Origin of the sequence: Pseudomonas sp. BCRC 81390, from assembly GCF_030341915.1 — a bacterium.
In the GTDB taxonomy this organism is placed as follows: Bacteria; Pseudomonadota; Gammaproteobacteria; order Pseudomonadales; family Pseudomonadaceae; genus Aquipseudomonas.
On sequence record NZ_JATAAG010000034.1, the window covers coordinates 1 to 16,113 of the forward strand.

21 protein-coding genes and 1 pseudogene are annotated in these 16,113 nt (G+C 63.6%); 11 read left to right on the forward strand and 11 right to left on the reverse strand.

Annotated elements, in window-relative coordinates; translation table 11 throughout:
* The coding region (locus tag QSV36_RS12945; RefSeq protein ID WP_289132528.1) for an IS3 family transposase at positions 1 to 139 on the forward strand (139 nt) is incomplete at its 5' end.
* Between the two features lie 101 nt (positions 140 to 240).
* Here QSV36_RS12945 and QSV36_RS12950 read toward each other — a convergent pair.
* Entirely contained in the window at positions 241 to 963 is a 723-nt protein-coding gene (locus tag QSV36_RS12950; RefSeq protein WP_289132104.1) for a pirin family protein, read from the reverse strand.
* A gap of 247 nt (positions 964 to 1,210) precedes the next feature.
* On the opposite strand from QSV36_RS12950, the gene QSV36_RS12955 reads away from it, so the two are divergent.
* The 4 genes and pseudogenes from QSV36_RS12955 (at position 1,211) to QSV36_RS12970 (ending at position 3,091) form a co-directional block, all read left to right on the forward strand.
* A complete protein-coding gene (locus tag QSV36_RS12955; protein WP_289132106.1) occupies positions 1,211 to 1,543 on the forward strand; it encodes a PAAR domain-containing protein in 333 nt (110 codons plus the stop codon).
* A pseudogene (locus QSV36_RS12960) lies at positions 1,525 to 2,184 on the forward strand (polymorphic toxin type 44 domain-containing protein); the annotation flags it as partial. The gene QSV36_RS12955 and the pseudogene QSV36_RS12960, both read left to right, overlap by 19 nt.
* Entirely contained in the window at positions 2,165 to 2,557 is a 393-nt protein-coding gene (locus QSV36_RS12965) for a hypothetical protein (protein WP_289132109.1), read from the forward strand. The pseudogene QSV36_RS12960 and the gene QSV36_RS12965, both read left to right, overlap by 20 nt.
* Before the next feature lie 141 nt (positions 2,558 to 2,698).
* Complete coding sequence (locus tag QSV36_RS12970; RefSeq protein ID WP_289132111.1) at positions 2,699 to 3,091, forward strand: hypothetical protein; 393 nt, start codon at positions 2,699 to 2,701, stop codon at positions 3,089 to 3,091.
* 40 nt (positions 3,092 to 3,131) lie between these two features.
* Here QSV36_RS12970 and QSV36_RS12975 read toward each other — a convergent pair whose 3' ends face one another.
* The gene (locus QSV36_RS12975; RefSeq protein WP_289132112.1) at positions 3,132 to 4,151 is read right to left on the reverse strand and encodes an alpha/beta hydrolase; all 1,020 of its coding nucleotides are present in this window, start codon (positions 4,149 to 4,151) and stop codon (positions 3,132 to 3,134) included.
* A gap of 146 nt (positions 4,152 to 4,297) precedes the next feature.
* Here QSV36_RS12975 and QSV36_RS12980 point away from each other — a divergent pair, with 146 nt between their 5' ends.
* The 6 genes from QSV36_RS12980 (at position 4,298) to QSV36_RS13005 (ending at position 8,371) form a co-directional block, all read left to right on the forward strand.
* Positions 4,298 to 5,182, forward strand: coding sequence for a LysR family transcriptional regulator (locus QSV36_RS12980; RefSeq protein ID WP_289132114.1), 885 nt, complete (start codon positions 4,298 to 4,300; stop codon positions 5,180 to 5,182).
* Positions 5,183 to 5,219: 37 nt separating this feature from the next.
* Positions 5,220 to 5,621, forward strand: coding sequence for a hypothetical protein (locus tag QSV36_RS12985; protein WP_289132115.1), 402 nt, complete (start codon positions 5,220 to 5,222; stop codon positions 5,619 to 5,621).
* Between the two features lie 125 nt (positions 5,622 to 5,746).
* Positions 5,747 to 5,968 (forward strand): MbtH family protein, encoded by a 222-nt coding sequence (locus QSV36_RS12990; protein ID WP_003256222.1) that lies wholly within the window; start codon positions 5,747 to 5,749, stop codon positions 5,966 to 5,968.
* Positions 5,965 to 6,684: a thioesterase II family protein gene (locus QSV36_RS12995; RefSeq protein WP_289132118.1), complete on the forward strand. Its 720-nt coding sequence runs from the start codon at positions 5,965 to 5,967 to the stop codon at positions 6,682 to 6,684. Before QSV36_RS12990 ends, QSV36_RS12995 begins: the two co-directional genes overlap by 4 nt.
* 56 nt (positions 6,685 to 6,740) lie before the next feature.
* The gene (locus tag QSV36_RS13000) at positions 6,741 to 7,292 is read left to right on the forward strand and encodes a hydrolase (protein ID WP_289132121.1); all 552 of its coding nucleotides are present in this window, start codon (positions 6,741 to 6,743) and stop codon (positions 7,290 to 7,292) included.
* Between the two features lie 26 nt (positions 7,293 to 7,318).
* The gene (locus QSV36_RS13005) at positions 7,319 to 8,371 is read left to right on the forward strand and encodes a DUF1615 domain-containing protein (RefSeq protein WP_289132122.1); all 1,053 of its coding nucleotides are present in this window, start codon (positions 7,319 to 7,321) and stop codon (positions 8,369 to 8,371) included.
* 22 nt (positions 8,372 to 8,393) lie between these two features.
* Here the strand turns inward: QSV36_RS13005 and QSV36_RS13010 are convergent, their stop codons facing one another.
* The 9 genes from QSV36_RS13010 to QSV36_RS13050 form a co-directional block, all read right to left on the reverse strand.
* On the reverse strand, positions 8,394 to 9,257 hold the full coding sequence (locus tag QSV36_RS13010) for a metal ABC transporter solute-binding protein, Zn/Mn family (RefSeq protein WP_289132123.1): 864 nt from the start codon (positions 9,255 to 9,257) through the stop codon (positions 8,394 to 8,396).
* Entirely contained in the window at positions 9,254 to 10,153 is a 900-nt protein-coding gene (locus QSV36_RS13015; RefSeq protein WP_289132124.1) for a metal ABC transporter permease, read from the reverse strand. Before QSV36_RS13015 ends, QSV36_RS13010 begins: the two co-directional genes overlap by 4 nt.
* Entirely contained in the window at positions 10,153 to 10,899 is a 747-nt protein-coding gene (locus QSV36_RS13020; RefSeq protein WP_289132125.1) for a metal ABC transporter ATP-binding protein, read from the reverse strand. Before QSV36_RS13020 ends, QSV36_RS13015 begins: the two co-directional genes overlap by 1 nt.
* Complete coding sequence (locus tag QSV36_RS13025) at positions 10,896 to 11,798, reverse strand: metal ABC transporter substrate-binding protein (protein WP_225777311.1); 903 nt, start codon at positions 11,796 to 11,798, stop codon at positions 10,896 to 10,898. The genes QSV36_RS13020 and QSV36_RS13025 overlap by 4 nt, the downstream gene beginning before the upstream one ends.
* 16 nt (positions 11,799 to 11,814) lie before the next feature.
* The gene (locus tag QSV36_RS13030) at positions 11,815 to 12,384 is read right to left on the reverse strand and encodes a DUF6162 family protein (RefSeq protein WP_289132126.1); all 570 of its coding nucleotides are present in this window, start codon (positions 12,382 to 12,384) and stop codon (positions 11,815 to 11,817) included.
* The gene (locus QSV36_RS13035) at positions 12,381 to 12,701 is read right to left on the reverse strand and encodes a hypothetical protein (protein ID WP_289132127.1); all 321 of its coding nucleotides are present in this window, start codon (positions 12,699 to 12,701) and stop codon (positions 12,381 to 12,383) included. Before QSV36_RS13035 ends, QSV36_RS13030 begins: the two co-directional genes overlap by 4 nt.
* Positions 12,698 to 13,237 (reverse strand): PA2404 family protein, encoded by a 540-nt coding sequence (locus tag QSV36_RS13040; RefSeq protein WP_289132128.1) that lies wholly within the window; start codon positions 13,235 to 13,237, stop codon positions 12,698 to 12,700. Before QSV36_RS13040 ends, QSV36_RS13035 begins: the two co-directional genes overlap by 4 nt.
* On the reverse strand, positions 13,234 to 14,427 hold the full coding sequence (locus tag QSV36_RS13045; protein WP_289132129.1) for a PepSY-associated TM helix domain-containing protein: 1,194 nt from the start codon (positions 14,425 to 14,427) through the stop codon (positions 13,234 to 13,236). Before QSV36_RS13045 ends, QSV36_RS13040 begins: the two co-directional genes overlap by 4 nt.
* Positions 14,428 to 14,598: 171 nt before the next feature.
* Entirely contained in the window at positions 14,599 to 15,933 is a 1,335-nt protein-coding gene (locus QSV36_RS13050; RefSeq protein WP_289132131.1) for a lysine N(6)-hydroxylase/L-ornithine N(5)-oxygenase family protein, read from the reverse strand.
* Positions 15,934 to 16,113 lie beyond the last annotated feature (180 nt).

Sequence of the window (16,113 nt, forward strand, 5' to 3'; positions counted from 1 at the left end):
CTACCTGAAGCGTTTCGAGAGCATTGATGAGCTGAGAGCGGGTCTGGATGAGTACATTCACTACTACAACCATGATCGCATCAAGCTGAGGCTCAATGGCCTGAGCCCTGTGGAATACCGGGCTCAGGCTGCAGCTTAAAACTGTCCAACTTTTGGGGGGCAGTCCAGGTACGCCACAGATTTCGAAATCTGTGGCGTACCTGTGGGAGCGGGTTTACCCGCGAAATAGCCGGACCTGCCTTATGGCATGCCAGGCAATTCATGCGGCCGCAGGTCGAACACCAGCACCTCGGCATCCACTCCATTGCCCAGTTCCAGCACCTGTTCCTGCCTCACCCGCACCCCATCCCCTTCATTCAGCACTTGCCCATTGAGCTCGACACTGCCACGGGCCACATGCACGTAGGCATGGCGATTCTCCGCCAAGGTCAGCGTGGCGCGTTCGTCTGCGTCGAACAAACCGGCATACACCCGCGCATTCTGCCGCACCTGCAACGAACCCTCGGCACCATCCGGCGAGATGATCAAACGCAGCTTGCCGCGCTTTTCCTCGGCACTGAAATGCTGTTGCTGGTAACGCGGCGTGGCGCCTTGCACGTTCGGCACGATCCAGATCTGCAAAAAATGCACCGGCTGCACCTGGCTGTGGTTGAACTCGCTGTGGGCCACGCCATGGCCGGCGCTCATCAGTTGCACATCGCCCGGGCGGATGACCGAGCCGGTGCCCAGGGTGTCCTTGTGCTCCAGTGCGCCTTCGAGCACGTAGGAAAAGATCTCCATGTCACGGTGCGGGTGCTCACCGAAGCCCTTGCCGGCGATGACGCGGTCGTCGTTGATCACCAGCAGGTCGGAGAAACCTTGCTCCTCCGGGTTGCGGTAATGGCCGAAGGAGAAGGTGTGGAAGGATTTCAGCCAGCCATGGAAGGCCAGGCCGCGATCTTTGGCGTTGCGTACGGTACGCATGGTGGTTCTCCTTGGTAAGCCTGATCCGCTAAGGCATCAGGCTGCTGATGGGAGAAGCTTAACTGTCGGCTTGGTTGTTAAAAAATAAGCACACGCGTGAATCACTGTCTCTTCTAGGCTGACTATCGGGGAAGTGTCGCGTAGGACAATGCAGCGTGTCCTGTAGGACTGTTCCTGTACCGTTCGGGCGCGATTTTCTTGGTCTTGGTGGGTGCTAGCCTCCCGGTTTCGCTTGAGGAATTTGCGGATGGCACCTTTCAGGATTCACGATCGACCCCAGGCCTTGAATGGAGACCGTACCACGACAGGGGCCGTATGCCTGGCCAGTAACGCCGGATTCAAAGTGCAGGGGCGTGAGGCCTTGAGGCTGGAGGACAAGACCACTCCATGCCCTGTTTGTGGTGAGGTCGGAACGCTCGTGGAGGGCGTACCACACTTCATCATCCAAGGACGCCCGGCGGTAGTTGATGGGGCTTTGGTAGCCTGTGCGTGCCCAGCGGGTAGCAACCGTGTCATGGCCACGGGAGGACTTGGCGAAACGACAAACTGCTGCCTGGCACTTGCAACCACCCTGACATGATGGAGCCGGTAGCGAGCTATATCGCGGGGGAAATGAACCGCAACATCACACACCCATCCGTACTGAAAATGAAGAAGCTGACCAGCTTTGACGCGACAGAGGAACGTGCAAAATTTCAAAAGCTGCCTTGGTATGCACGTCTTTTACCGCCTGACTTCCAATCAATGATGGTTGCTAACACTGCTGCCGCGATGGCGCTTTGGACGGAGCGGGTTGGTCAGGACAGGCCATGGGATCATAAGAAGTCCATCAGGCAACAATTCAGTGGGGTTTGGCACAAACAAGGTGAAGTTGACTACTTCTACGATATCTAGTCGAACATCCATTACGGCTATGTAGGGCGGGCTGGTGGTCTGTCTGAAAGCGCTCTTCTGGACGGTGCCGGGCTTGAGCAGATTGCATCAGATACCATTCGGAAGATTGATGATTGGGATGAACAAGATGGGCCTCTTCGCTACGCAGACATCGACGGGATGCGTGCTTGGGATGATATAGGCGATCGTGTCTCAATCAGTATTGGTATCAAACTGCACAAGCAGCAACCAGACGGTGGGATTACGGCAAAGGTGCTTATGGATGAGGTACTAGCAGTGTCATTGTCAAGCTGGGGAGGTAGCGTACGTGACCACCTCTGCAAATAAACCGAAACGGCATTTCTGGCGCTGGGTGGTCGCGATTATGTTCAGCCCAATCGTCTTTTGGTATGTTGCCATACCGCGCGTGAGTTTTCATTTTTCTGACAAGGGGCAGGGGCGTCTTGGCTATATCTTGAACGTCCAAGATAACATTGCAAAAGGCGAGATCTACCCAGGTGAAACCACCGGCGGCGCCGGGCATATCTTCCCCAACGACCAATTCTTCATGCAATTCGATTGGAATAACCGAGGTAAGTGGCACTGCATTCGGGCCAAGCCCAGGTGGCCGAGGATCCATATCTACATCGGGCCGGACGGTGCCATAGATAGCCGCACCGATGGCAGATTCATCGAATCCTGCGGGACGTTTCCGCAATAGCAGCAAAAGACCCGCCTGGACGGGGCCTTTGCTAATCGACTCACTGCAGCAGATGCACTTTAAGTTTACTGCCCGCCTGTCGCATCGCCGGCACCTCGCTCAACGGGGTTCAACCACCCATATTCATGGGAGATGGTATACGTGATCACGCGTGCAAATAAGCCGAAACGGTACATCTGGCGCTGGGTAGTGGTGATAATGCTCACGCCTATCATTTTTTGGTATGTCGCCACACCTCAGGTGAGTTTTCATTTTTCTAACAAAGGCCAGGGGCGTCTCGGCTACATCTTGAATGTCCAGCACGATATATCAAAAGGTGAGATCTATCCGGGGGAAGCCACAGGAGGCGCAGGGCATATCTTCCCGAACGGCCAATTCTTCATGCAACTCGATTGGAACAACCAAGGAAGATGGCACTGCATTCGGGCCAAGCCCAAGTGGCCAAGTATTGATATCTACATTGGGCCAGACGGTGCCATAGATAGCCGCACTGATAGCAGATTCATCGAAGCCTGCGGGCCGTTTCCGCAATAGCAGCAAAAGACCCGCCTGGGCGGGTCTTCTGGTCATCGATTTACTGCAGGTGCACTTTAAGTTCGGTGCCCGCCTGACGCATTGCCGCCTTTACAGCCGGCACCTGGCTCAGCGGGTTGAGCAAGCCATAGTCATGAATCATCCCGTTGTAGCGCACCGAGGTCACCGTCACGCCAGCGGCATTCAGCTTGCGGGCATACGCCTCACCTTCATCGCGCAGCACGTCGAACTCGGCCGTCTGCACCAGGGCCGGCGGCAGGCCCTTGAGCTGTTCGCTGCTGGCGCGCAGCGGCGAGGCGTAGATTTGTTCCCGGGCCTTGGCATCGGTGGTGTAGTTGTCCCAGAACCATTTCATCATCCCGGTGGTGAGGAAGTGCCCCTCGGCAAACTGCTTGTAGGAAGCAGTCTCGAAGCTGGCATCGGTGACCGGCCACAACAGCAGCTGGAAGCGCAGCGCCGGGGTACCGGCTTCTTTGGCCTTGAGCGCGACCACCGCCGCCATGTTGCCGCCGACGCTGTTGCCGGCCACGGCCAGGCGCTTGCCGTCCACGCCGATTGCCTTGCCATGCTCGGCCACCCAGCGGGTCGCGGCGTAGGCCTGGTTGATCGCCGTCGGATAATGCGCTTCCGGCGACGGGGTGTAGTCGACATAGACTGCCACTGCGCCAGAGCCGACCACCAGGTCGCGGATCAGCCGCTGGTGGGTCGGGAAGTCACCGAGCACCCAGCCGCCGCCGTGGAAGAACATGAACACCGGCAGGTCACCCTGTACATTGGCCGGGCGTACCACTTGCAGCGTGATCGACTGGCCATTGGCCTGGATGGTGTGTTGCTTCACCTCGATGCCGGAGAGGTCGACTTTGACCGAAGCCTGGGCGCCGGTGAGCACGGCACGGGCGTCTTTCGGGCTGAGCTGTTCCAGCGGCTTGCCGCCACCTTGTTGCAACGCTTCGAGGAACGCCTGGGTGTGGCTTTCGACACCCGGGCTGCCGGCAGCGAATGCGCTGGAAACGGACAGCGCGAGCAGGGAAGCGGCGAGGGTTTTGTGGACAATGTTCATGAGCGAATCCTTTTCTATGCAAGTGTTGGTAATGGGCGTCTTGCCTGGCCTGGCGGGCCATCGTTGCGACCTGTGCGTAGATTAGGGAGATGCACTGATGGGAAAAAGCCGCTATAAAGCGTTTGACTGTCACCAAGAGCGAGACAATGAACCCTTACGAAGACATGCGCATCTTTGCCCAAGTGATGGAAGCCGGCAGTTTTACTGCCGCTGCCGAGCGCCTGGGCATGTCCAAGCAATCGGTCAGCCGGCGCCTGATGCAGCTTGAAGAGCGCCTGGGTGTGCGTCTGCTCAACCGCTCCACGCGGCGCCTGGACGCCACCCCGCTGGGTCAGCACTACTACCAGTCGGCGCTGCGCCTGCTGGGCGAGGTGCAGCAGGTGGAGCATGACATCAGCGGCCAGGCCCAGGCCTTGCGCGGCACCTTGCGCCTGAGCGCGCCGCTGTCGTTCGCCATGGCCCACCTGGGTTGCCTGCTGACTGAGTTCCTCCAGCTACATCCGCAGGTCGATGTGGAGGTGGACTTGAGCGACCGTGCCGTGGACCTGATCGGCGAGGGCTATGACCTGGCGCTGCGGATTGGCGTGCTGGAGGACTCCAGCCTGATTGCGCGGCGTATTGCGGATGTCGAGCGGGTTTACTGCGCAAGCCCGGCTTACCTGCAAGCGCGGGGCGTACCGAGCCGCCCGGGCGAGCTGGCCGGGCACGACTGCCTGCCTTACGGGCATGCGCGGCAGGTGCAATGGCAGTTCCACCAGGGTGGCAAGGCCCAGGCGCTGCAGGTGACCGGGCGCATGCGGGCGAACAACGGCGAGCTGCTCAGGGATGCGGCGATTGCCGGGATGGGGGTGACTTACTTGCCGACCTTTATCGTTGGCCAGGCGTTGGCGGATGGGCGGCTGGTGACTGTGCTGGATGAATGGCGACCGCCGGCGTTGCAGCTGTCGGCGGTCTACCCACAGCACCGGCAGGTGGCGCGGCCGGTGCAAGGCTTTGTGGCCTTCCTGCGCGAGCGGTTGGTGCAGCTGTGACAAACTGCACGGCCTGCTACGGTCTATGCTTGCTGGCATGAGCACAGCACCCCCTTTGCGCCAGCCTTGCCCCCCTGGCGCCTGCGATTGCGGCCGCGAACAGCTGGTCGACCACCCGCAGGCCGCCCAGCGCATCCTCCTGCTTACCCGCCAGGAAGAAAAACGCCTGCTCGAACGCCTGGAAAACCTCAAGGACCTGGAAGACCTGCAGCGCCTGCAGCAACGGATGTACGAAAACCTTGGCATCCGTGTGCACATCGCCCCCGGCTTCAACGAAGTGCGGACCATGCGCGGCATCGTCATCGAGCTGGATGACCAGCCTGGGTTGTGCCGCAAGACCCGGCAGTCGATTCCGGCGGCGATCCGCCGCGGGTTGGAGCGCAACCCGCAGGTTGCCTTCCGTCTGCTCGATAGCCATGATTTGCTGCGGGAAACCTGACGGCCAGCCGGGCGCAGCCGCTCCTGCAAGCGCCAGGCCGCTAATTTTTTCACCGCGTGCCACGTCTACTACAAAGCCCCCTGCGCCACGTGCGCAGTGGCATTCATCACTCAAGGAGACAGGCAATGACTTCCGTTTTCGACCGCGACGATATCCAGTTCCAGGTAGTGGTCAACCACGAAGAGCAGTACTCGATCTGGCCCGACTACAAGGCTATCCCCAACGGCTGGCGCGCCGTTGGCAAGAGCGGCCTGAAGAAAGACTGCCTGGCCTACATCGACGAAGTCTGGACCGACATGCGCCCGCTGAGCCTGCGCCAGAAAATGGCCGAAGCCGCTGCCCAGTGACCGCTCTGAACCTGCTGTGCCTGCCGTACTCCGGCGCCAGCGCCATGGTCTACAGCCGCTGGCGGCGCAAGCTGCCGGCGTGGCTGCAGGTGCGCCCGGTCGAACTGCCCGGGCGCGGTGCGCGCATGGCCGAGCCACTGCACACCGACCTGCAAGTGCTGGCCCGGCAACTGGCTGCCGAGCAACGCCTGGCGACGAATGCCCCCTACGTGCTGCTCGGCCACAGCCTGGGTGCATTGCTGGCCTTCGAACTGGCCCACGAGCTGCAGGCGCTGGGTAGCCCGCCACCCCTGGCCCTGTTCGCGTGTGGAACCGCTGCGCCGACCCGCCGCGAGGACTACGAGCGCAACAATTGGCGCGAACCCAAGGGCGACGCCGAGCTGATCAGCGAGTTGCGCGAGCTGCAAGGCACGCCCGAGGAAGTGCTGGCCAACGCCGAGCTGATGAGCCTGACCTTGCCCATCTTGCGCGCCGACTTCCTACTTTGTGGCACCTACGCTTACCGCCAGCGTGCGGCGTTGCAGTGCCCGCTGCACGTGCTGGGTGGCGTGAACGACCGCGCCAGCGACGAGCAACTGCAGGCCTGGCGCCAGGAAACCCATGGCCCGTTCTCGCTGCAGATGTTCCCGGGTGGGCACTTCTTCATTCACGAACAGGAAGACCAGGTGCTCGCTGCGCTGGTCGCATCGCTCGAACCGCTTCGGCTTTCCGCCTGATTGACGTCACCGTTTGCCTGGGGGAGGCTAGGCCTTTTCCAGGCAAGGGGCAGGCAATGCTGATCGATCCACACAAGGCGACGCTGCTGGTCGTCGACATCCAGGAAAAGCTCATCGGCGCCATGAGCGACCCTGCAGGCACCCGCGCACGGGCTCGCTGGTTGCTGGCAGCAACCGCCGAACTGGAGCTGCCGACGGTGATTTCCGAACAGTATCCCAAGGGCCTGGGGCACACCCTGGGCGAGCTGCTGGCCGTGGCGCCAGCTGCCGAGGTGGTGGAGAAAAACCACTTTTCCGGTGTGGCCGCCGGCTGTCTGCCAGCCAGCCTGATGGCGCGCGAGCAGGTGATCGTCTGCGGCATGGAAACCCACGTCTGCGTGCTGCAGACCGTGCTCGGCCTGCTGGCGCTGGGCAAGCAGGTGTTCGTGGTCGAGGATGCCTGCGACAGCCGCACCCCGGCGAGCAAGGCCGCGGGCCTGGCGCGCATGCGTGCTGTCGGCGCGCAGGTGGTGACCCGCGAGATGGTATTGTTCGAGCTGATGGGCAGTGCCGGCCACCCGCTGTTCCGGCACATCAGCAAGACCTACCTGGTCGGTGAACAGCCCTGAACGCCCGGATACTGGCTGCCGGGCTGATGGCCCTGGCGCTGCTGCAAGGTTGCGCCGGGCGCCGTGAGGAAGCACCCGAAGCAGACCCGGCCAAGGTCCGCGCGCAACTGCTGCGGCTGTTGCCCGCCCAGGCCAGGGACCGCGAGGGCTGGGCCAGGGACATTCAGCAGGCATTCGAAACCCAGCGCATTGCCCCGAGCAAGAGCAACCTGTGCGCAGTGCTGGCCGTGACCGAGCAGGAGTCGACCTTCAACGCCGACCCGCAGGTGCCCAACCTGGGGCGCATTGCCCGCGAGGAAATCGACCGCCGTGCCGCACGCCTGCATGTTCCCAGGCTGCTGGTCGATGGTGCGCTGAAGACACCTTCGGCCAATGGCAAGAGCTACCAGCAGCGGTTGCAGGCGGTGCGCAGCGAGAAGCAGCTGAGCGAACTCTACGACGAGGTCATCGCCCGTGTACCGCTGGGCAAGACCTTGCTCGGTGGGTTGAACCCGGTGCATACCGGCGGGCCGATGCAGGTCAGCATCGACTTTGCCGAACAGCACGCGCGCGCTTACCCCTACAACTACACCGGCAGCATCCGCCAGGAAGTTTTCACCCGGCGTGGCGGTATGTATTTCGGCATCGCCCACTTGCTGGGTTACCCGGCGAACTACCAACGCCAGCTGTATCGCTTTGCCGATTTCAATGCGGGCTGGTACGCCAGCCGCAACGCGGCCTTCCAGGCAGCACTGAGCAAGGCGGCCGGGGTGCCATTGGCCCTCGACGGGGACCTGATCGCACCGGGTTCGATCATGCCAGGGGCCACGGAAAGGGCGGCGCGCAAGCTGGGGACCCGGCTCGGCCTGCGCAACCCGCAGATTCGCCGCCAGCTTGAGCAGGGCGACAGCCTGGCCTTCGAAGACAGCGAGCTGTACAGCGGGGTGTTCGCCCTGGCCGATGCGGCGGCTGGCAAACCGCTGCCACGTGCCGTGTTGCCCGGGATCGAGCTGAAGAGCCCGAAGATCACCCGCAAGCTGACCACGGCCTGGTTTGCCGGGCGGGTGGATGAACGTTATCAGCGCTGCATGAAACGGTAGCAGTCAAGCACCTGTGCCGGCCTCAGTCCCCGCCCAGTGCGGCCACCACCTGGTCGACACTGGCCTGCAGTCCGGCAAAGGCATCCTCGGGATCACTCTCCACTACCACCAGCTTCGCCCCTGCCGTCCTGATCACTTCGACCACCGCCGGCTGCGGCTGGCGATGGTCCAGTACCACTGCCACCTGCTGTTCCTTCAGGCTGTGCTCCAGCGCTTGCAGTGCAGTGGCATCCCATGCGGCGGGTAGCGGCTGCTCCACCACGTCCAGGTTCAGCCCGCTGGCCAGGTAGCCGAGGCGCTCCGACAGGCTCACCACGGTCAGGTTGTCGACCTTGGCCAGGCGCGTCTGGCTGCTGGCGGCAAGTTCCAGCAACTGGCGCTTGAGCCTGGCCAGGTTGCCCTGGATCGTCGCTTTGGCGTCCGGCGCGAGCCGTTCCAGGTCATTGGCTACCACGTCGGCCATGCGCCCGAGGTTGGTCGGGTTCAGCCAGGGGTAGGCGCCATAGGCATCGTCGCCGCTGACGGCAATGCCAGGCAGCGCGCCGTCCACCGGCCGGGCGGCGTCGATCTCGACGATACGGATATTGCTGCGCCGGGCCATCGGGTACAGCGGGTCGTCACGCCAGATCGAACGCACGCCGATCACTGCATCGGCCTGCTGCGCGGCGTCTTGCAGGCTGGCGCCACCACGCCCGCTGAAATATGCAGGTTGACGGCTGGCCGGCAGGTTGGCCGGTGCTGCACGCTTGAGCTGCACCGCGGTGCCGTCGAGCAGGGCGCTGGCCAGGCTGTGAGTGACTGGCAGGCTGGTCAGCACCTGGGTGGCGAAAGACAGCGATGGCAGGCTGGCCAGGGCCAGCGCCAGGGTAAGGCGTTTGAGGTTCATGCCGGGTTTCCTTGCAGGCGGGGGACGAGGGCGCGGGCCAGCGCAGCCAGGGCAAAACAGATGCCGGCCACCAGTATGATTGCGGCACCCGATGGCACTGGCAGGTCGAAGACGATCGGCAGCAGGATGCCGAGCAGCGTACTCAAGGTGGCGGTCAGCACCGACAGGAAGAAAAAGCCCTTGAGCGACTGGCTGACCAGGCGCGCAGCGGCAGCCGGGATCACCAGCAGCGCCCCGACCAGGATCGCCCCGATCACCTTGACCGCCGCCACCGTCACCAGTGTCACCAGCACCACGAACAGGTAATCCAGGGTCTTCACCGCCACCCCGCGCACCGCTGCCAGCTGCGGGTTGAAGCTGGCCAGCATGATGCGGTTGTACAGGGGCATGGCCAAGGCCAGTACCAGCAACGCGACGATACCCAGCACCAGCAGGTCCTGGCTGCTCACGGTAAGCACCGAGCCGAACAGGACGTTCTCGAGGATATGCACATTGATCTTGCCCGCCAGCATCAGCAGCAGGCTGGCGCCCAATGCCAGCGACACCGAGAGGAACACGCCGATCAGCGTGTCCGGCGCCAGCCCGGTGCGGTTGCGCAGGAAGTTGAGCAGGATGCCGAACAGCAGGCAGTAGCCGAACAGGCTGCCGTACGGGCCGGTGTAGGGTTCGCCCAGCAGGATGCCGATGGCCACGCCGGTCAGCGCGGCATGGCCGACTGCCTCGGAGAAGAAGGCGAAGCGCTTGACCACCACCAGGGTACCCAGGCCGCCCAGTACCGGGCCGATCATCAGCCCTGCCAGCAAGGCGTTGGCCACGAAACCGTAGGCCAGCGCCCCGGGCAGGTAGCCGGCCGTGGCCCAGCCCTGGACCAGCAGGCGCAACGATTCAACACTCATCAGGCACGCCCCTCGCTGCGTGGGTGAACGGAAAACAGCCCCAGCAGGCGCTCCGGGGTCAGGGCCTGGGCCGGCGGGGCATCGAACAGCACCTGGCGGTTCAGGCCGGTCACCCGGTCGCTCAGGCGCAGCACGGCCTGCAGGTCGTGCTCGATCCACAGCACGGTGGTGCCGGCCTGGCGCCAGCCGCGCAGCAATTGTTCGAACACCTGGATACCGGCTTCATCAAGGGCTGACATCGGCTCGTCCAGCACCAGCAACTGCGGCGCGGGAACCAGGCCCTGCGCCAGCAGCACGCGCTGGCGTTCGCCGCCCGACAGCGCGCCCATGCGCCGCTTGCGCTTGTCGAGCATGCCGACCCGCGCCAGGGCTGCGTCGATGGCCGGCTGCACCCGGCGCGACAGGCCGAGGAACGCGGGGCGGCGCTGGCACATGGCGGCCATGAAGTCGTCCACGGTCATTGGCAGGCCACGGTCGAACTCCAACGCCTGCGGTACGTAGCCGATCACTTCGCGCTCACCAGGCCAGTGCAGGGTCAACTGACCCTGGTGCGGCATCTGCCCGAGCAAGGTCTTGATCAACGAACTCTTGCCGCCGCCGTTGGGGCCGACGATGGCATGCACGCTGCCAGCGGCGACGCTGAAGCTGACCTGCTCGAGGATGCGCGTGCGGCCCAGCGACAGGTCGATGCCGGTGAACTCGATGCGCGGCCCGCAGGCAGCCAGCAGGTTGGCTGCGGCGGTCATGCGCGGTTCTCCTGAATGGCGCGTACGACGGTGTCGAGGTTGCGCTGCATTTCCACTTCGTACTTGTCCTTGGTGTATTCGCCATAGGAAATGTGCGTGAGCGGGTAAAGACGCACACCGGATTCACGCTGGATGGTTTCGACATAGGCGGACGGGAAGTCCATTTCCGAAAAGATCACTCGCACATCCAGGGCCTTCAGCTGGTCGATGGTCTTCTTCAATTGGGCCGGGCTGGGCTCGATGCCATGTGCGGGCTCGACCACCGCCGTCACCTCCAGGCCGAAGTCGCGCACCAGATAGTCGTAGGCGGCATGGATGGTGGCCACCCGGAAGCTGGCGCCGGGCGCCTCGGTGACCTTGGCCAGGGCCTCGGCCCGCAGGGCGCGCAAGCGCTTGGCGTAGGCGCGGGCATTCTGCGTGTACAGCCTGGCGTTGTCCGGGTCGAGCTTGCCCAGTTCGCGAGCGATATTGTTGACCTGGGCGATGCTGGTGCTGATCGACAGGAAGGTGTGCGGGTTGACCACCTTGCCGGCACCACGGGCGGCAATCCCGGTGGCCGCCAGCAATGGCACGTTCTGGTTGGCCTCGATGGTCTGGATGCCGGGCTTTTCGCTGGCGGCGATCATGCGGTCGGCAAAATCGTCATGGCCCACGCCGTTGAGTACCACCACATCCAGCGTGCCGATGCGCTTGATGTCTTCCGCCCGTGGCTCGTAGGCGTGGGGGTTGAAACCTGCCGGAATCAACGGCACCACTTCGGCCTTGTCGCCGACGATGTTGCTCACATAGCTGTAATAGGGGTGCAGGGTGATGCCGATGCGCAGCGGCTTGCCGTTATCGGCCAGGGCCGACAGCGGCAGGGCAAGGGCCAGGAGCAGGGCGAGGGCGGAGCGGAGCATGGAGGAGTCCTTGGGTTCAGTGACGGTGTTCGCGGGTGACCCCGGCGTCGTAATGGCTGACCACCTGGCGCCAGCCGGCAGCGATCAATGCGGCCTGGCCGAGGTCGTCCGGCGGCGCAGCGGCGGTGTCGCGGCGCAGCCAGACGTCCGCCTCGCCAGTACTGTCGCTCGGCACGATCAACAGCAGGCTGCCGGCCACTTCCGGGGCCTGGCTGCGCCCCAGGTAGGCACCGGCTTGCAGCCATGACCACTGGTGGTTGCCGCGGCCCTGGCTGCCGGCGTCGACCACGAACGGTGGCAGGCCTTCCTCGGCTAGGTCGTTTACGCTGGGGACGGCGGCGTTTTCTTCACGCAGCAGGCGGATTTCGTCGAAGGCCACCCGCAGGTCGGTGTACAGGCCTTGCTCGGCGGCGGTGAGGTCGCGCCGGGCATCGATCTGGTGGCTGGCGATGGCCTGTTCGTCCTCGCGCTCACCGCGCACCAGCACCACGCTGGCGGCGAGCACCACGATCAGCAGGCTGACCAGCAGCACGTAGAGGGTTTCGTGCCCGGCTCCAGCCGGGCGGATCACTTGGCAGCGGCTCATGGCTGGGTGATATCGGCATGGTCGACTTCCACCACATGCCCGGGGCCGGCATCGAACAGCACGTAGAATTCGCCGTCCGGACGCTTGAAGGTCAGCGTCGAGTCATCACCGAGCTTGCCGCCGAGCAGCACCTGTTCGTCGTAGCCGATCACATCCAGCGTCACCCCAGGGGCACCGCTGCCGTCCGAGAAGCCACCGGTGCACTTGACCTGGCCACCGGCCAGTCCTTCGCATTCGCACATCGGGTTGTGTGCCAGGGCGGAGCCAGCGCCCAGCACCAGCACAGGCAGGGCGAGGATGCGCAACAGGTGTCTCATTTCTTGTCTCCTTGTTTCTCGAGCCAGGCCACGGTGGCGGGTGATGCCTTGGCCAGGGGGACTGACGCCTGGTGCAGGCTGCCGTCCCAGCCTTCCAGGGTGATCCAGATCTGCGCGTCCGGGCGGGTACGGGGCGGGATGGGCAGCGAAGTACCCATGTGGTAGGGCGCGCCAAAGAAAATCGTGCCGGCGGCGCGCAGGCTGCGCGGTTTGCCGATGCGCAGGTAGGCGGCCTTGACCTCCTTGATACAGGCCTTGCACAACGAGGCGTTGAACACCTTGAAGTACCCGGCCGGGCCGTCGGCGCGGGGGGCCTCGTCACGCAGCTCGGCCAGGTCGAGGCGGTAGGGGCCGACCTGGATGTCGCTGATCACATTGGCGCCAAGGCCGGCTTCGCCACGGAACAGCCTGGCGTCGGCGAAGTACTTCGGCATGAAACCCAGCGGGATGAGAACCAGCAGGATATTCAGGTGGAAACGCCACTTCAGCCACAGCTGCTTCAGCGGGCTGGCGGGCAGCGCGTGTGCCTTGCTCATGGGCGGACCTCCACGGTGCTGTCGGTGCGTGCCGGGTGCGGCGTGCGTTCGCTGCGCTTGAGCGCGGCGGCGGTGGCTTGGGCGGTGCGTCTGGTCCAGATCAGCAAACCGCTGAACACCATCAGGGTGAGGACCAGGCCGAAGAAGAACCACACCAGCTTGATCGGCAAGCCGCCGAAATCGCCGGTATGCAAGGGGCGCATGGATTCGGTGACGACCTCCAGCGCCGAGCGGTCGCTGAGCAGGAACTGGCTGTCGATCTGGCGTGTATAGGGGTTTACCGAAGCGCTCTGGAACATCAGTGGGTACCAGCCCGGCCCGCCCAGGGTGACGTGGCTGTAGGCAGTGGCTGGCAGGGTGATGAAATTGACCTCCAGGCCCGGGATCGCAAGGCCGGCAATGCGTGCGGCTTCATCCAGGTCGATGCGCGATGCGGGGCTGCCGTCCGCGGTTTGCGGCACGTCCTCGCGGGCGATCACCGGCACCACCGGGCGGCTGGAAATGGTGATGTGGTTGTCGAACAGGATCGCCTGGATCAGAAACCAGGTGCCGGTGATGGAGATGACGGCAATGAACCAGATCGACCAGACCCCGGCCAGGCGGTGCAGGTCGCCCCAGAAAATCCGCGAACCATGGCCGGTGCGCAGTGGTTTGAAGAAGCCTTTCCAGAATTTCTTGTACACCACCAGGCCGGTGACCAGCGACGCCAGCATGGGCAGCCCGAGCAGCGACACCAGGTACCAGCCCCAGCTGAAGCCATTGGTGAACGGCACCAGCCACCAGCCGTGCAGGGCACGGGTGAAGGCCTCGAAGTCGAAGTCCGGTGTCTTGCCCTGGATCGCACCGGTGTAGGGGTTGACGTACAACGTCGGGCTGGTGCCGTCAGGCAGGGTGACATCGGCCTTGACGGCAAAGTGCGAGCTGTCGGGTTGGCTCAGGCGCTCCACCACCATGTCCGGCTCGGCCCTGTGCAACGCATCCAGCACCTGCTGGAAGCTCAGGCGCTCGACGTCGCCATCGGGCTTGTTGGCACGTACGTCCGGGTTGGCCAGCCAGACGATTTCCTGGCTGACCACGGCGAGCATGCCGGTGAAACAGACGATCAGGACAAAGAACCAGATCGGCAGGGCGAGCCAGCTGTGGACCAGGAACCAAAGCCTGGATTTCGATTTTTTCGCGGTTTTGGCCATCGGACAGTCTTCTGCAAGGGTGGTCGAGCGTGTGCCCAGCCAAAGAGGCTGTACTGATAAGGACGAATGAGAATCAAAATCCTGCCGTTTTAAATGCAAGTAAATGTTTCAGAAACACCAAGGCCGGCCTGGGGCGTAGGGCGCCAGGCCGGCCAGGCGGTTGGCAGCGGGTCAGGCACGGGTCAGGGCGACCGCTGCCTGCTGCCTGCCGTGCAACTGGGCCAGATCCTGGTATAGCGCGCGGCCGATCTCCGCAGCGCGTGCCGGCAGCACCGAGAGCAGGGTGTCGCTCAGGCCGTGGCTGTTTTCGCAGAAGCCTTGCAGGTATACCGACGCCTGCAGGTCGGGGCTGGCCAGCACGCGGTAGTTGCGGTCGACCGTGAAATCGTCAAGGTAGCCGGCCAGTGGTGCCAGCAGGTCACGGTGCGAGCGGCGTTCGTAGCCAGTGGCGAGGATCACCGCGTCATAGCGGTGGGTCTGCTGCTGGCCGGTGGCAAGGTCACGCAGGGTCAGCTCCAGCCCTTCGCGGGTGGCCAGCACCGTTTCCACCTGGCGTCGGCACAGCACGTTGTGACGGTACTGGTGCGCCACTTTCTGCCGGTAGAGGATGCCGTAGATACGCTCGATCAGGTTGAGGTCGACCACCGAGTAGTTGGTGTTGTGGTATTCGCCGAGCAGCTTGCGGCGTTGGTCGGCCGGCTCGTTGTAGACCAGGTCGGTGTAGTCCGGGGCGAAGATCTCGTTGACGAACGGGCTGTCATCGGCAGGCTTGAGCGCCGAGCCGCGCAGAATCATGTCGACCTTGACCGACGGGTAGCTGTCGTTGAGGTCGATAAACGCCTCTGCGGCACTCTGGCCTGACCCGATCACGGCAATGCGCATTGGCGTGCCGGCGGTGCACGGCAGCTTGTTCAGGCTGCTGAGGTACCGGGAGTGGTGGAACACGCGCGGGTCATCCGTGAAGGCGGCGAACTTCTCCGGGATTTTCGGGGTACCGCCGCTGCCGACCACCACCGAACGGGTGCGGCGGCTGTATTCGCGGCCTTGTACGTCACGCGAGACCAGGCGCAGGTGTCCGACCCGGCCCGCCTGCACTTCCGGTTCGATACGCAGCACCTCCTCGCCATACACCGCCTGGGTAGCGAAGTGCTCGGCGGCCCAGCGCAGGTAGTCGTCATACTCGAGGCGGCAGGGGTAGAAGGTGCCGAGGTTGATGAAGTCAGCCAGGCGCTGCTTCTGGTGCAGGTAGTTGACGAAGCTGTAGGGGCTGGTGGGGTTGCGCAGTGATACCAGGTCCTTGAGGAACGAGATCTGCAGCTCGCTCTGGGTCGCCAGGGTTTCGCCGTGCCAGCGGTAGTCCTGCTGCTTGTCGATGAACAGTGCATCGAGGGCATGGCCCTGAGACTCGGCGAGTTCTTCCAGGGCGATGGCCAGGGCCAGGTTGGAAGGGCCGAAACCCACGCCGATCAAGTCTTTTACAGTTTCCGTGTGTGCAGACTGGCTCATGGCTGCGATTCCATAGTGGTCGAATGTGGACGCACGCCGGGAGTGAGCCGGCGCCTGCGTAGGTACATGGGTTGGAACGAGCCAAACGTCCGGGAATTTACCGGCGGCCGGCTGCGCGGTTGCAAGCCGGGGCTAAAGACCTGCGCCTGGCGGCCGATAGGCAGAACAGTCCAGGGACCA